At 69.6% G+C, this 14,230-nt stretch carries 14 protein-coding genes; 5 read left to right on the top strand and 9 right to left on the bottom strand.

What is annotated here, in order from left to right; translation table 11 throughout:
• Window positions 1-95: 95 nt before the first annotated feature.
• From ACIBO2_RS21005 to ACIBO2_RS20995, 3 genes are all read right to left on the bottom strand, one after another.
• Window positions 96-1,475, bottom strand: coding sequence for an SPFH domain-containing protein (locus ACIBO2_RS21005; RefSeq protein ID WP_358550235.1), 1,380 nt, complete (start codon window positions 1,473-1,475; stop codon window positions 96-98).
• A gap of 64 nt (window positions 1,476-1,539) precedes the next feature.
• Window positions 1,540-3,012 carry an SPFH domain-containing protein gene (locus tag ACIBO2_RS21000; RefSeq protein ID WP_358550233.1) on the bottom strand — a complete coding sequence of 491 codons (1,473 nt, stop codon included), beginning with the start codon at window positions 3,010-3,012 and terminating at the stop codon, window positions 1,540-1,542.
• 11 nt (window positions 3,013-3,023) lie between these two features.
• A complete protein-coding gene (locus ACIBO2_RS20995) occupies window positions 3,024-3,224 on the bottom strand; it encodes a hypothetical protein (protein WP_225300038.1) in 201 nt (66 codons plus the stop codon).
• Window positions 3,225-3,356: 132 nt separating this feature from the next.
• Between ACIBO2_RS20995 and ACIBO2_RS20990 the strand changes: the two genes are divergently transcribed.
• Window positions 3,357-5,312: an NAD(P)-binding protein gene (locus tag ACIBO2_RS20990; protein WP_358550231.1), complete on the top strand. Its 1,956-nt coding sequence runs from the start codon at window positions 3,357-3,359 to the stop codon at window positions 5,310-5,312.
• 70 nt (window positions 5,313-5,382) lie between these two features.
• On the opposite strand, the gene ACIBO2_RS20985 is transcribed toward ACIBO2_RS20990, so the two are convergent.
• Window positions 5,383-6,159 (bottom strand): SDR family NAD(P)-dependent oxidoreductase, encoded by a 777-nt coding sequence (locus ACIBO2_RS20985; RefSeq protein WP_358550229.1) that lies wholly within the window; start codon window positions 6,157-6,159, stop codon window positions 5,383-5,385.
• Window positions 6,160-6,381: 222 nt separating this feature from the next.
• Between ACIBO2_RS20985 and ACIBO2_RS20980 the strand changes: the two genes are divergently transcribed.
• The 4 genes from ACIBO2_RS20980 to ACIBO2_RS20965 are packed head-to-tail and all read left to right on the top strand — an operon-like array spanning window position 6,382 to window position 9,743.
• Complete coding sequence (locus tag ACIBO2_RS20980; protein ID WP_358550227.1) at window positions 6,382-8,424, top strand: ATP-binding protein; 2,043 nt, start codon at window positions 6,382-6,384, stop codon at window positions 8,422-8,424.
• Window positions 8,421-8,828, top strand: coding sequence for a roadblock/LC7 domain-containing protein (locus tag ACIBO2_RS20975; RefSeq protein WP_358550225.1), 408 nt, complete (start codon window positions 8,421-8,423; stop codon window positions 8,826-8,828). Before ACIBO2_RS20980 ends, ACIBO2_RS20975 begins: the two co-directional genes overlap by 4 nt.
• Window positions 8,825-9,190, top strand: coding sequence for a DUF742 domain-containing protein (locus tag ACIBO2_RS20970; RefSeq protein WP_358550223.1), 366 nt, complete (start codon window positions 8,825-8,827; stop codon window positions 9,188-9,190). The genes ACIBO2_RS20975 and ACIBO2_RS20970 overlap by 4 nt, the downstream gene beginning before the upstream one ends.
• Complete coding sequence (locus ACIBO2_RS20965; RefSeq protein ID WP_225300026.1) at window positions 9,171-9,743, top strand: ATP/GTP-binding protein; 573 nt, start codon at window positions 9,171-9,173, stop codon at window positions 9,741-9,743. Before ACIBO2_RS20970 ends, ACIBO2_RS20965 begins: the two co-directional genes overlap by 20 nt.
• Here ACIBO2_RS20965 and ACIBO2_RS20960 read toward each other — a convergent pair.
• From ACIBO2_RS20960 to ACIBO2_RS20940, 5 genes are all read right to left on the bottom strand, one after another.
• A complete protein-coding gene (locus ACIBO2_RS20960; RefSeq protein ID WP_358550221.1) occupies window positions 9,740-10,117 on the bottom strand; it encodes a DUF742 domain-containing protein in 378 nt (125 codons plus the stop codon). The genes ACIBO2_RS20965 and ACIBO2_RS20960 overlap by 4 nt on opposite strands.
• Window positions 10,117-12,348, bottom strand: coding sequence for a nitrate- and nitrite sensing domain-containing protein (locus ACIBO2_RS20955; RefSeq protein WP_358550219.1), 2,232 nt, complete (start codon window positions 12,346-12,348; stop codon window positions 10,117-10,119). The genes ACIBO2_RS20960 and ACIBO2_RS20955 overlap by 1 nt, the downstream gene beginning before the upstream one ends.
• 57 nt (window positions 12,349-12,405) lie before the next feature.
• The gene (locus tag ACIBO2_RS20950) at window positions 12,406-13,077 is read right to left on the bottom strand and encodes a DUF998 domain-containing protein (protein ID WP_358550217.1); all 672 of its coding nucleotides are present in this window, start codon (window positions 13,075-13,077) and stop codon (window positions 12,406-12,408) included.
• 390 nt (window positions 13,078-13,467) lie between these two features.
• Entirely contained in the window at window positions 13,468-13,656 is a 189-nt protein-coding gene (locus tag ACIBO2_RS20945) for a hypothetical protein (protein ID WP_357957558.1), read from the bottom strand.
• A 91-nt stretch (window positions 13,657-13,747) separates the two neighbouring features.
• Complete coding sequence (locus ACIBO2_RS20940) at window positions 13,748-14,197, bottom strand: MarR family transcriptional regulator (protein WP_358550215.1); 450 nt, start codon at window positions 14,195-14,197, stop codon at window positions 13,748-13,750.
• Window positions 14,198-14,230: the final 33 nt, after the last annotated feature.

Below are 14,230 nucleotides of genomic sequence, written 5' to 3'. Positions count from 1 at the left end.
AGAGAAAGAGCCTTAAGCATGAATTCTCCACTCCCCTAAAGCGACTTACCATAAAACGCTAGAGGAAGCGCGGAGTAACGAGCCGAGCAACGGCGCTATTCGCGTAATTCAGGTGATTCGCGAACGACCTCGGAGTTTGCTCCATTGGATGCGGGAGCGGGAGTAGGGGCGGGGGCGGCGGCTATGGGCGCCTCCGACGCGGGCCGGTTGAGCAGCGTCCTGGCCAGGCCCAGACCGGCGCCGCCGAGCGTGAGCGCCTTGGCCAGCATCTCCTCCACACCCTGGGCGCCGTTGAGCACCACCATGTGCTCGACGTTGCCGAACGCCTTGGCGCCCGCCTCCACCACCTCGGGCCAGCGCTCGGCCAGCTGCTGGGCGACGACCGCCTCCTGGTTGGACGCCAGCGCGTCGGCGCGGGCCTTGATGGCGTCGGCCTGGGCCAGGCCCTTGGCCCGTGCCGCGTCCGCCTCGGCCATGCCGCGCAGCCTGGTCGCCTCGGCCTCGGCCTCCCCGAGCAGCCGGATGCCCTCCGCCTCGGCCTGAGCCCGCGCCACGGCGGCCCGCCGATCCGCCTCGGCGATGGTGACCTGCTCATAGGCCCGCGCGTCGGCCGGTCTGCGTACCTCTCCTTCCAGCCGCTTCTCGGCCAGCACCGCCTCCAGCTCGGCGGCCGTCGTCTGCTGGACCACGACCTCCTGGCGCGCGGTGGCCTCGGCCAGCGGCCCGGCCTGCTTCGCCTTGGCCGCGGCCCGGTCCATCTCCGCCTGGTAGCCGGCCTGCTGGATGCGGGCCTCGCGGATCGCGGCGGCCTTCTTGATCTGGGCCTCCTGCTCGGCGGTGTTGGCCTCCTGGTCGCGCTGCGCCTCGGCGGTCCTGGCCAGCGCCGACACGGCGGCGGCGTGCGGGCGGCCGAGGTTGACGATGTAGCCGGTAGCGTCCTCGATCTCCTGGATCTGCAGCGAGTCGACGATCAGGCCGAGCTTGCTCATCTCGTCGGAGGAGGAGGTGCGGATCTCGTTGGTGAGCGCGTCACGGTTGATGATCAGGTCCTCGACCGTGAGGTTGCCGATGATCGAGCGCAGGTGCCCGGAGAAGAGCTGGTGCGTCTTGTCGTCCACGGTCTTCTGCTGGTCGAGGAAGCGCCGCGCCGCGTTCGCGACGGAGGCGAAGTCGTCGCCCACCTTGTAGATGACCACCCCGCGTACGTGTACGGGGATGCCCTGCTTGGTCACGCAGTTGACTTCGAGCGGCGAGACCCGGCTGTCGAGCGAGATGCGGCGCGCGGTCTGGAACCCCGGTACGACCAGCGCGCCCTTCCCCGTGACGATCTTGAAGCCGAGCGTCTCCCTGCCCCGCGCGCCCAGGCCGGAGATGATGATCGCCTCGTTGGGCTCGGCGACGCGCCAGATCAGCTTGAAGGCGACGATCGCGACAAGTGCCAGAGCCACGATGACGCCGGTGAGAACTAAGTCCATGACTGGCTACCCCCTGGATGTCGTAGCGACTTCCCGGCTCAGCTGTTCGTGACGGCGGGCCGGTTCATTGCGCTTTGCCGGAGGACTCCGGTTCGGAGCCGTTCGGGGTCGCGCCGTTGAGCAGCGCCCTGGCCAGGCCGAGGCCGGTGCCGCCGAGGGTGAGCGCCTTGGCCAGCATCTCCTCCACGCCCTGGGCGCCGTTGAGCACCACCATGTGGTCGACGTTGCCGAACGCCTTGGCGCCCGCCTCGACGACCTCGGGCCAGCGCTCGGCCAGCTGCTGGGCGATGACCGCCTCCTGGTTCTCCTTCAGCGCCTCCGCCCGCGCGCTGATCGCCTGTGCCTCGGCCAGGCCCTTGGCCTGCGCGGCCGCCGCCTCGGCGAGCCCGAGCGCCTTGGCCGCCTCGGCGTGGGCCAGCCCGCGTGCCTTGGCGGCCTGGGCCTCGGCCTCTCCCGCCACCTTGGTGGCCGCGCCCGCCGCCTCGCCGCGCAGCCGTACGGACTCGGCTTCGGCCGCGGCGGCCTGCTTGACCTGGGAGGCCTGCGCGACGGCGCGCAGCTCGGTCTCCCGCGCCTCCGCCTCGGCCTGGGCGATGCGGGCGTCCCGCTCGGCCTGGGAGAGCGTGACGGTCTCGTACGCCTTGGCGTCGGCGGGCTTGCGGACCTGCGACTGCAGCCGCTGCTCCGACAGCTGCGCCTCCAGCTCGGCGGCCCTGGTCTCCTGGACGACGACCTCCTGCCTGGCCGTCGCCTCCGACAGCGGCCCCGCCTGCCTGGCCCTGGCCGCCGCCTGGTCCATCTCCGCCTGGTAACCGGCCTGCTTGATCTTGGATTCGCGTACGGCGGCCGCCTTGCGCGCGGCGGCGGCCTGCTCGGCCTCGGTGGCCTCCTGATCACGCTGGGCCTCGGCGATGCGGGCCACGGAGGCGACCTTGGCGGCGTGCGGCTTGCCGAGGTTGACGATGTAGCCAGTCTCGTCGTCGATCTCCTGGATCTGCAGCGAGTCGACGATCAGCCCCAGCTTGCTCATCTCGTCGGCGGCCGACGCCCTGGTCTCGCTGGTCAGCCGCTCGCGGTTGAGGATCAGGTCCTCGACCGTGAGGTTGCCGATGATCGAGCGCAGGTGACCGGTGAACAGCTCGTGGATCGCGCCGGTCATGAAGTCCTGCTGGTCGAGGAAGCGCCGGGCGGCGTTGGCGATCGAGGACAGGTCGTCGCCCACCTTGTAGATCACCACGCCGCGGATGTGCACGGGGATGCCCTGCTGGGTGACGCAGGAGACCTGGAGGTTGGCGGCCCTGGTGTCCAGGCGCAGCCTCCTGGAGGTCTGGAAGCCGGGCAGCACCGCCGTACCCTTGCCGGTGATTATCTTGAAGCCGAGGCTGTCCGGGCCCTCGCTGCGCCGGCGCGCGCCGAGACCCGAGATGATCAGGGCCTCGTTGGGCTCGGCGACCCGCCACACGGCCTTGAAGAGCAGGATCAGCACGATGACGGCGACGAGGATGCCGCCGCCGAGAAGAAGGAGCTCGGGGGACATCGGGGGCCTCCCTAGACGAGTGCTCGGGCCACATAGACCGTTCGCGGTGGGAAGTAGTCCACCACGATCACGATCGTTCCGACGGAGAACTCCTCGTCAGGCACGGTCGGATGAGCGTAGAAAGCCTCCACGCCTCCTCTGACCGGGACCATGACCTCGCCGACGAGGCCAGGGCCGATCTTGCCAGTGACCCTGCCCTGCTTGCCGACCACCCGGACTCCCCCCGTCGTGATATTTCGGACGCTACTCCAAACAGGCATTCGCGGTAATAGGTCACGCAAAATGTTTCTCGAAGCACTGCGCGGCAGGACGCGGCTTTTACCCGGAGTCCTGAGGATCGGCGCATGAGCGACATGAACGCGCGCTCGGCGCGCGACCTCGGGATGGACCGGCCCATTTCGCGCCGCGACTTCTTGGACGGCGTCGCCATGGCGGTGGGCACGCTGGCTCTGGGAGCGTCGGCGGGCTGTACGTCGCGGCCGAGCCCGCCGGAGTCGGGCGAGACCTATCCGCCGGGCATTCCCCGGGCCGAGGTCTCTCCGCCGAGCCTGACCGGACTGCGGGGCGGCACCCCGGAGTCGCTCAGCGTCGCCCACGCGCTCCGCGACGGCCGCTTCTGGCAGCACGCGGGCACGCCGGTGCCCACCGGCGAGCACTACGACCTGGTGGTGGTCGGCGGGGGCATCAGCGGGGTGAGCGCGGCCTTCGAGTGGCACCGGCAGAACCCTGGGGCCCGCATCCTCATCCTGGACAACCACGACGAGATCGGCGGGCACGCGCGGCGCAACGAGTTCCACCCGGCCGGCCGTAACGGGGTGCTGGTCGGCTGCGGCGGCTCGCGATCGCTCCGGACGCCCTCGGTGTGGACGCCCGAGGGCAAGGAGCTGCTCCACCGGCTCGGCATCGAGCTGAAGAGGTTCGACCGGTACTTCGACCAACGCCTCTACGGCGACCTCGGGATGCATCGCGGCGTGATGTGCGACCGGGAGACGTTCCGGACGGACGCCCTCGTCCGCATCGCCCCGAAAATGCGGACCGAGGAGTGGGTCAAGGGGCTGCCGATCGCCGAGCAGGCCAAGAAGGACCTCGTCATGCTGTACGACAAGCCGCGCGACTGGTTCCCCGGCCTGTCGCGGGAACGGAAGGAGGAGCGGCTGGCGGCGCTGACCTACTCGGACTTCCTGCTGAAGGTCTGCCGGGTGCACCCCGACGTCGAGCTGTTCTGCCGGACCATGCCGAGCGTCATGTGGGGGTACGGCACGCAGACGTTCGGCGCGATCGACGCCTGGGGCAGCGACTACCCCGGCTTCGGCGGCCTGGGGCTGGACGGCGGCAAGCCCTCGCGGTTCAACTCGCCGAGCATGAAGAAGGAGTGGAAGGCGGCCGACCCGAACATCTACCACTTCCCCGAGGGCAACCAGGCGCTGGTCCGCATGATGGTCGGCCGGATGATCCCCGGCTTCACCGATTCCACCTCCATGGACGGCATCACCACCGCCTCCTTCGACTACGGCCGGCTCGACCTGCCCGCCAACCGGGTCCGCTTCCGGCTGTCGAGCACGGCCGTCAGCGCGCGCAACGACGGCCCGCCCGACACGGCGGGCACCGCGACCGTCGGCTACTTCGACGGCCACCGGGTGCGTACGGTCCGCGCCGGCGCGGTCGTCCTGGCCTGCTGGAACATGGTCATCCCTTACCTCGTCCCCGACCTGCCCGAGGACCAGAAGCAGGCGCTGCGCGACGCGGTCAAGATGCCGGTGGTGGACGCCATGGTGCAACTGCGCGACTGGGAGGCGTGGCAGCGGCTCGGCATCGACCGCACCCGCTGGACCGGCGCCTACTGGTGCCTGTCGGAGCTCGACCATCCGGTCACCATGCCCGGCTACGACTGCCCGACGAAGCCCGGCAACCCGATCAACGTACGCATGCTGGCCGCCACGTGCCGCTCGGAGCTGGGCCCGGCCGCGGGCGCCGCCACGGGCCGGAACGAGCTGCTCAACACGCCCTACAGCCGCCTGGAGTACACCATCCGCGACCAGCTCGCCCGGCTGCTCGGCCCCGGCGGCTTCGACCCGGCGGCGGACATAGAGGCGATCACGGTCAACCGCTGGGGTCACGGGTACGCCCCGGAGTACTGCCGCCCGTGGAACTCCTTCTACCCGGACGGCCCGTTCCCCGCCGACCTCGCCCGCCGGCGGTTCGGCAGGATCGCGATCGCCAACTGCGACTCGGTGCCGGCCTCCCGGGCCGACGCGGCCATCACCGCCGCCCATCGGGCCATCAGCGAACTGCCGACGTGAGACTCGGGGGCCGCTGAGACCGGCCTGCCCGGCGTCAGCCGCTCAGGGCGCTGGGACCGGCCTGCCGGTGTCAGTTCTTCAGGGCGGTCAGGCTGGCCTGCCAGAGGCGTTCGGCCAGGGCTGGGTCGGACATCGCGGACGGGACCGGCTCCGGGGCGCGCTTCGCGAAGTAGGCTCCGGCGCGCCGCTCGCCGTCGGCGTGCGTGGCCAGGTGCACCAGCGTGCGCGCGCCGTACTCGGGCGGCTTGGCGTAGCCGGGCACGGCCAGGAACATCCGCATGATCCACGTCTGCGCCGCGAACCCGGTGCGGATCACGCCGGGATGGAAACAGGTGGCCGCCACCCCCCGGGCCGCCAACCCGACCGTGAACAGGGCGTTCGCCTGTTTCGTGTCGCCGTACTGGAGCCAGCCGTTCCATCGTCGCCGCTCACGCGACAGATCGTCCGGGTCGAGCCGGCCGCTTCTGCCCGCCCGTGAAGAAGTGGTGACTACCCTGTCGACCCGATCTGTTAGAGAATCGGTCAACAGAAAGGGGGCAAGATGGTTGACCTGAACCATCAGCTCGTGACCGTCCACAGTAATCTGGCGCCCCGGACTCATGACGCCCGCGTTGTTGGCCAGTACGGCAATTCGGTCATAACGCTCACGCAACACCGCCGCGAGCCTACGAACGTCGTCAAGCGATGTGTAGTCGCAGGTCAAAACATCGGCTTCCGGCCCGCTCAATGCGTCGGCCACGGCTTTGAGCCGAGCCTCGTCCCGACCGACGAGCACTACCCGGTGCCCCCGTCGTGACAGCTCGGCCGCCGCCGCGGCGCCGATGCCGGCACTCGCCCCAGTAATCACGCTAATCAACGCGTTCCTCCCACTGCGCCGGAAGCATAATCGGTGCTAGTCTCCTGTGCGATCTTCCGGAGGTGTGTTTACACAGAGTGTGCAAATACCCCTCGACTCCGAGGTTGGGACATGGGCTCGCATAACCGGTCAATTCGGTTCAAGATCTTCTTATTGCTGCTGCTACCCCTCCTGTCTCTGAGTGCGCTCTGGGGCTTTGCCCTCAATCTCACCGTGGGTGACGGCCAGGCCCTACTAAGAGCCAACACGCTTTATCAGACGATCGGCATTACCTCCACCGACCTGGGCTTACAGCTCCAAGCCGAGCGGGCCCAATCGGCCGTGGCGGTCACCACCCGTCAACTCACCCAGGAGCTCGGGACACAGCGCGCCCGCACCGACAAGTCCGTGGCCGACTTCCAGAAGTCCGCCGTGACAGCGGGTGACGCGATCAAGGACAACCTGCGCACCTCCCTCGACACCCTCACCGGGGAGCTGAACCGGCTCGGCTCCATCCGCGCCGACATCGACGGCGGCATCAGCTCCCGGCTGACCAGCCTCAACGAGTACAACCGGGTCCTCGACGCCATTTTCCGGCTCTACGACCACCTCGTCTCGGTGCCCGACCTGCCGCTCTTCCAGCAGGCGTCGTCGCTGCAGGCCATGGGCAACGCCCGGGAGATCATCGCCCGCGAGCACGCGCTGGTCAGCGGCGCGCTCATCGACCACCGGCTCACCGAGCCGGAGCTCACGGCTTTCACCGAGTACGTCGCGACCCGCAGGTTCCTCAGCGCCCGTGGCCAGGCCGGGCTCGACACGGCGCTCCGCCGGCCCTACGAGCAGATCTTCGCCGGTGAGCCGTTCAGGGACTTCACCGCCATGGAGGCGCGCATCATCGCGAGCGGCGCCCCGCCCGCCGACGGCGCGACGTGGAACGCGACCGTGGACCGGCTCACGGCGCAGCTCGACAAGCTCGGCGCGTCGTCCGGTGAGGTGCTGAGCGCGCGCGCGCTCGACGCCGCCACCAGCACCATGGTGAAGATCGGCACCGCGGGCGGTCTCGGGCTGATCGCCGTGCTCGCCTCGATCATCATCTCCGTACGCTTCGGCCGCCGCCTCGCCGGCGAGCTGGCCGCGCTCAGGTCCGCGGCCGTGGAGCTGTCCGACAACCGGCTGCCCAGCCTGGTCGACCGGCTGAGCCGGGGCGAGGAGGTCAACGTCAAGAAGGAGGCCAAGCCGCTCAAGGTCAGCGGCGCGGCCGAGATCGTCGACGTGGCCAAGGCGTTCGGCTCCGTGCAGCGCACCGCCGTACAGGCCGCCGTGAGCCAGGCCGCGATGCGCCGCGGCATCGGCCAGGTGTTCCTCAACCTGGCCCGGCGCAAGCAGGGCCTGCTGCACCGCCAGCTCGCGCTGCTCGACGGCATGCAGCGCCGTACGCACGACCCTGACCGGCTGGAGGAGCTCTTCCGCCTCGACCACCTGACGACCCGCATGCGGCGTCACGCGGAGAGCCTGATCATCCTGTCCGGCTCCGCCCCCGGGCGGGCCTGGCGCAAGCCGGTGCCCGCGGTGGACATCGTCCGGGCGGCCATCGCCGAGGTCGAGGACTACACCAGGGTCACCGTCGAGGCCATGCCCGGCAGCGCGCTCGACGGAGCCGCCGCCGCCGACCTCACCCACCTGGTCGCCGAGCTGGTCGAGAACGCCACCATCTACTCTCCACCGACCACCACCGTGGTCGTCCGCGGCGACCTGGTGAGCAACGGCTACGCGATCGAGGTGGAGGACAGAGGGCTGGGGCTGTCTCCGGGCGAGTACGCGGCGTTCAACGGGCTGCTGACCAACCCGCCGGAGTTCGACCTGGCCGACAGTGACCGGCTCGGCCTGTTCGTGGTGGCCAGGCTGGCCGAACGGCACGGCATCCAGGTGCTGATGCGCCGTTCTCCCTTCGGCGGCACCACCGCGATCGTGCTGGTGCCGCGCGGGCTGGTCCACGACCAGACCGCACTCGAGGCGGGCGGCGACGGGGAGTCACCCGCGCTGCCCAGCCGTACCAAGAAGAAGACGCTCGCGGTGGTGAACGGCACGCATGCCGGGCTGCCAAGGCGAGTGAAACAGGCAAATCTGGCACCCCAGCTCAAGACGGACGAGCCGCCTGAGCCGGAACCGGAAGCGAAGACAGAGCGCTCTCCCGATGAGGTACGGGACCTGTTCTCCGCCTACCAGCGGGGAACCCAGCGCGCCCGAGAAGAAGCGAATGAGGAGGGGGAGGCATGAGTGTGCCGACGACCAACACCGGTGAGCTGAACTGGCTCCTCGACGACCTGACGACCAGGGTCGGAGCAGTACGCCAGGCCGTCATCCTGTCGACCGACGGCCTCGCGGTCGGCTACTCCAAGGGGCTGAGCCGCGAGGACGCCGAGCACCTGTCGGCCGTGGCCGCCGGGTTCCAGAGCCTGGCCCGCGGCACGGGACGGCACTTCGGCGGCGGCGACGTGCGCCAGACCATCGTCGAGATGGAGTCGGCGTTCCTCTTCGTGACGGCGGCGGGGAAGGGCACCTGCCTGGCCGTGCTGGCCGACGCCAACGTGGACGTCGGCCACATCGCCTATGAGATGGCGATGCTCGTCAAGCGGGTGGGGCAGCACATATCCACCAACCCCAGGGCGACATCGTCATGAACGAACCCCCGCGGTGGCTTGACGAGGACGCGGGGCCGGTAGTCCGGCCCTACGCCCTCATTCGCGGGCGCACCAGAACCTCCGGGGAGGCGTTCGACCTCATGGCGATCGTCTCCGTCGTCGGCGACACGGAGGCGTACGATCTCGAACCCGAGCAATTGCTCATCCTGCGGGCAGCGCGTAACCCGATCACGGTGGCCGACGTGGCCGTCGAGCTCGATCTGCCCGTAGGCGTCGTCCGAGTGCTGCTCGGCGACCTGCGTGACCACGGCCTCATCTCGGTGTCGTCCCCCTCGGAAAAGGGACCGCGCCCGAATGAGCGCATTCTCAAGGAAGTGATCAATGGACTCCGTGCTCTCTGAGGACCCCGTCGCGCTGAAGATCCTGATCGCCGGGGGGTTCGGCGTGGGCAAGACCACGCTGGTCGGCGCGATCAGCGAGATCAGGCCGTTACGCACGGAGGAGGTGCTCTCCGATCGCGGCGTCGGCGTCGACGATCTCGACGGCGTGGAGGCCAAGACCACCACCACCGTCGCGATGGACTTCGGCCGTATCACGATCCGCGAAGGGCTGGTCGTCTACCTGTTCGGTACCCCGGGGCAGGAACGGTTCTGGTTCATGTGGGACGAGCTGTCCTACGGCGCGCTCGGGGCCGTCGTGATCGCCGACACCCGGCGGCTGACCGACTGCTTCCCGTCCGTCGACTACTTCGAGCAGCGCGGCACGCCGTTCGTGGTGGCCGTCAACTGCTTCGACGGCGCCGACCGGCACAGCGTGGACGACGTGCGGATCGCGCTCGACCTGGACGACGACGTGCCCGTGCTGCTCTGTGACGTGCGGCGGCGCACCTCGGCCAAGGAGGTCATGGTCACGCTGGTCGAGCACTCTTTGAGGACGATGACGTCAGCGAACTAGAGCGCCCGTAGACCGTTGATGACCTCTCTGAGCAAACTCTCCGTAGGGGTCGTCGCTTTGGCGAGCGGCGGCCGGGCCGACACCAGGCCGTAGTCGAGCAGATCTCCGAGCAGTACCCTGGCCACCCCCACGGGCAGGTTCAGCTCGGCGGCGATCTCGACTACCGGCCTGGTCTGAGCCATGACGCAGTCCATCATGCGGCGGTGCTGGCCGCTCAGCTCCGCCTTGGCGGGCACCGGCAGGCCGGTCGCCGACACGGTCGCCAGCAGGTCGAGCTCGGGTGACGAGGATTTGGTGCGCCCCCTGGCCACCGCGTACGGCCGCACAACCGGGCCGGCCTCCTCGTCAACCCACTCGTCTGGCCCATGGGTCACTATTGGGATCCCCCATCCTGATCGCTGTCCTGCCGCCCGCGCTGCCAGCCCGACTGGAGCGAGGAGAGCAGGGCCCTGGCCTCCTCCGGTGAGCGGCTCTCGGGCGAGCGTGTCTCAGTCTGCTCGGGGGGTGGCGACTGCTTGAGCTGCTCCGGCAGGTTGGCCTGCCGCACCCGGCGGGGCAGCGCCGGCTCCTGGGACCGCTCAGGGCCGTGCTTGACCGTGCGCTGGCGGCGTGGCAGCTGGCCGGGGGCCGTCGTGTCGTGCGGCGTCCTGGTGTCGTGAGGTGCCCTGGTGTCCTGAGGCGTCCTGACCACCGAGACGGACACCGACTCCAGCTCGGGCATCCGCACCGGCGTCGGGAGGGCCTGGATCAGCGCTGTGGGCACCAGCACGATCGCGGTGGTGCCGCCGTACGGGGAGGGCTTGAGCGTGACCGTGATGCCGTGTCTGGCGGCCAGCATGCCGACCACCGAGAAGCCGAGCCGCTCGGTCTGCGACGCCTCGAACTCGGGCGGGCTCTCCAGCTTCTCGTTGACGGCCTGCCGGGCCTCCGGGGTCATGCCCAGCCCGCGGTCCTCGACCTCGACGGCGAAGCCCCTGCCGACCAGCTCGCCGCGGACCGACACCTCGTTGCCCGGTGAGGAGAAGGCGGCCGCGTTCTCGATCAGCTCCGCGAACAGGTGCATGAGGTCGGCCACGGCCGCGCCGGAGACCCCGCACTCCGGCATCGGGTAGACGCGGACCCGGGTGTACTCCTCGACCTGCGCGGCGGCGCCGCTCAGCACGTCCTCGACCGGGATGACGCCGCGCCACCTGCGGCCGGCGGAGCCGCCGGACAGCAGCACCAGGCCCTCGGCGTGGCGGCGCATGCGGGTCGTCAGGTGGTCGATCTTGAACAGCCGCGACAGCGCTTCCGGGTCCTCGGTCTCGCGCTGCATCTCGTCCAGCAGCTTGAGCTGGCGCTGCAGCAGCGACTGGCTGCGCCGGGCCAGGTTGCGCAGCGCCTCGGAGACACCCTGGCGCAGCTTGGCCTGCTCGACGGCCGCGTCCACGGCGGTGTACTGGACGCTGTCGAACGCCTTCGCCAGGTCGTCGATCTCGCTGGTCGCGCCGTCGCACATCTTGATGGGCGGCACCTCGGCCTGGATGTCGACGTTCTTGCCCTGCCGCAGCTTCGTCACGACGCCGGGCAGCCGGATCTCGGCCAGGTCGAGCGCGTTGCGGCGGAGCGCCGCCAGCTCACGGCTGACGCGGCGGCCCACCCGGATGGAGATGAAGATGGACAGGGCGACCGCGATGAGGCCGAGGACGCCCGCCACGCCGGCCCGTACGAGGATGGCGATGCCGGCCGGCGTCATCCGGGCCAGCAACCGGTCACCGTTGTCCCAGATGACCTGGGTGTAGTCCTTCAGCTCGGGGTCGGCCATGCCGCGCCAGACCGCCGGGTCGAGCATCCGGCCCGAGACGTAGCCGTCCAGCGCGCGCTCCATCGCGGCCCAGCGCGCGGACTCGGTGACCTGCTCGAACGGGGTCCGCAGCTCGGCGTCGAGGTTGGCCATGGCCTTGGGGAACATGTACGTCCGCGTGCCGTCGAGCCTCGCGAGCATGTGCATGTCGCCCATGGACGGCTTGCCGTTGGAGGCGATGATCAGCGCGTGCTCGCGGCTCAGCAGCTCGCGAACCTCGCTGGCGGCGATCAGACCCTGCGCCTGCTGGGCCAGCTCGACGTCCGTGCCGAGCGTCAGCGACGGGTACAAGTGATGGACCGCGTCGCTGACCGCCGAGTATTCGGTGACCAGCGCGCCGGGGGTCAGCTTGCGGCTGTCGACCTTCTTCCTGATCTCAGGCAGGCGGTCGATGGCCGAGAAGACCTCTTTCAGCCGCCCCTGCATCTCAGGGGTGAGGGCGGCCTGCGTCGTCTCCGACAGGCCCCCGTCGGAGAGCCGCTTCTTGACCTCGTCGACCTTGCCGCGCGTGGCGGCCAGCTGGGCGGGGTCGGCGACGCCGCCGGAGATCACCTCGGCGGAGGCGAGGCGCTCCTGCTCGAGTGTGTAGACCAGGAAGTCGGCGTGGCTGATGACTCCGGACCAGATCGTGTCGACCTTCAGCAGGCCCATGGCCTCACCGGAGGTCGTGCTCGCGGCGAAGCCCCAGAGTCCGACCAGAGAAACCAGTGGGAGAACCAGCAGCGTCGAGATCTTGAATCTGATGGATCTGCCAGATGCCATGACGCCCGCTCCCGGATAGAAGATCGCGGGAGAGAATAGCACCAAATGCGATGGTTCTTAAGATCGACTCGCGACAAATCTATGATATGTCGGGAAATCCGCAGGTCGCTCGACTGCCCGTCCCCATGCCAGCCGTACCAGCCACGCGGCGAGCACCGCCAGCAACGCCACCTCCGCGCCCAGCAGCAACCGCTCCACCAACCCGATCATCACCCGCTCGCCGGGCAGCGCCACGTAGGTGACCGCCAGCACCCCGAGCCCGCCCGCCAGGGCCAGCCACTCGACGGTCCGCGCGACCGGCTTCCACACCTCGTCGACCGTGAGCCGGGGCACCAGCAGAGCCGCCGCCGCGGGCAGGCTGACGAACGCCGCCACCGACACGTAACGGTGAATCTCCGCCGTCAGGGTCAGGTCGGCGCCGATCGGCGAGGTCGGGATGACCGCGGCGACGATGAGCGCCCCCGACCACACCCACAGCAGCCGCTCCGGTAGCCCCCGCACCGGTGCGTTCGCCGCTTTCAGCGCCCTCAGCAGGACGAGCGAACCGAGGCCCAGCACCATCATCGCCGCTTCCGTGACGCCCCCGCGGTCGGACACGGCGTATTCGCTGACGGTCGCGTTGAGTGGGTTCAGGCCGGGGTCGAGCACCAGCTGCCCGACCACGATCCCGACCACCGCGAACACGATCGACCCGCAGGCGATGATGGGATAGAGCCTCTTTGCGGTCATGGCCCTACTCTTTCGTCTGCGGCCCACGCTCACATCCGGCGCCGCCCCTGACCCGACCCGGAGGTGATGTCGGGGTTTTTTAAGGGTCTTTTTATTACGGCAGGCGTTCGGGCGTTTTTTTGTTACGGCAGGCACGGGAGGGCCCATCCACCGACCGGGGTCGGCGGCCTTCCAGGGGCACGGTCCTCCGCCTCACCGGCTGGGCGCCGTGACGTGCGTCTTCTTGGCCGGGCACGGTCCATCGCTGCTCGCCGCTCGGGAGTGGAGGGCCCTGCGCTCTTGTCGGGCTCCGTCGGGTCCTTTCGGGCTCCGTCGCGTCGGCTCTGTCGGGGTCCGCAGGAAACCCAGCCCACTCCCAGGCTGTGTCGGGTTCCGTCGGGGACCGTCGGGTTACAAGCCCGAGGGGTCTCTGCCGACGCTGATCTCCTCGGCGATTCGGCGGAGTTCGGCCATGTCCAGGCCGGGGGCCTTGGGCAGCTGGCGTAGCAAGGCGTCCATCACCACGGGCACCGGCTGCCCGGCCAAGCGGCCGGCGATCCCGTGAACTGCCCTGAACAGCGCCTCATCCGTGTCGTGCATCGGCTCTCCTCGTTCGACTTCCGGGAGAACCGTACGGCGTCGCGGGGACAGTTTCGCGCTACGGCCTCAGCGTGTTCCACACCGTTTCGCGCTACGGCTCCAGCGTGTTCCGCACCGCCGCGCAGATCTCGGCGAGCTGCCCCAGTTGCTCGGGGGTGAGGACGTCGAACAGGCTCCGCCGTACCTCCTCCACGTGGCCGGGCGCGGCGGCGGCCAGCGCGGCGAAGCCCTCATCGGTGAGCGCGGCGAAGCTGCCCCGGCGGTCGGAGTCGCAGGGGCGGCGCCGCACCCAACCGCGTTCCTCCAGCCGCGCGACCGCGTGGGAGAGCCGGCTCTGCGAGCTCTGCGCTCTGTTGGCCAGCTCGCTCATCCGCATCGAACGTTCCGGTGCCTCCGAGAGGGCCACCAAGATCATGTAGTACGTGTGCGGCATGCCCGCCTCGCGCTGGAGCTGGCGGTCGAGCGCTTCGTTCACCAGCTGGGTCGCGGCCAGGAAGTCGCGCCAGGTGCGCTGCTCGTCATCGTCCAGCCATCGGGTCATGTGCCCATTTTAGTTGAACTCTCATATACTTAG

This window comes from Nonomuraea sp. NPDC050022, from assembly GCF_044460705.1.
GTDB lineage: Bacteria > Actinomycetota > Actinomycetes > Streptosporangiales > Streptosporangiaceae > Nonomuraea.
This window is presented reverse-complemented; position numbering and strand designations above follow the sequence as displayed.

What these genes read in the sequence shown, in the direction of transcription:
- ACIBO2_RS21005 (WP_358550235.1), bottom strand. Translation starts at nt 1,475, where the DNA reads ATGGACTTAGTTCTCACCGGCGTCATCGTGGCTCTGGCACTTGTCGCG.
- ACIBO2_RS21000 (WP_358550233.1), bottom strand. Translation starts at nt 3,012, where the DNA reads ATGTCCCCCGAGCTCCTTCTTCTCGGCGGCGGCATCCTCGTCGCCGTC.
- ACIBO2_RS20990 (WP_358550231.1), top strand. Translation starts at nt 3,357, where the DNA reads ATGAGCGACATGAACGCGCGCTCGGCGCGCGACCTCGGGATGGACCGG.
- ACIBO2_RS20975 (WP_358550225.1), top strand. Translation starts at nt 8,421, where the DNA reads ATGAGTGTGCCGACGACCAACACCGGTGAGCTGAACTGGCTCCTCGAC.
- ACIBO2_RS20970 (WP_358550223.1), top strand. Translation starts at nt 8,825, where the DNA reads ATGAACGAACCCCCGCGGTGGCTTGACGAGGACGCGGGGCCGGTAGTC.
- ACIBO2_RS20965 (WP_225300026.1), top strand. Translation starts at nt 9,171, where the DNA reads ATGGACTCCGTGCTCTCTGAGGACCCCGTCGCGCTGAAGATCCTGATC.
- ACIBO2_RS20955 (WP_358550219.1), bottom strand. Translation starts at nt 12,348, where the DNA reads ATGGCATCTGGCAGATCCATCAGATTCAAGATCTCGACGCTGCTGGTT.
- ACIBO2_RS20950 (WP_358550217.1), bottom strand. Translation starts at nt 13,077, where the DNA reads ATGACCGCAAAGAGGCTCTATCCCATCATCGCCTGCGGGTCGATCGTG.
- ACIBO2_RS20945 (WP_357957558.1), bottom strand. Translation starts at nt 13,656, where the DNA reads ATGCACGACACGGATGAGGCGCTGTTCAGGGCAGTTCACGGGATCGCC.
- ACIBO2_RS20940 (WP_358550215.1), bottom strand. Translation starts at nt 14,197, where the DNA reads ATGACCCGATGGCTGGACGATGACGAGCAGCGCACCTGGCGCGACTTC.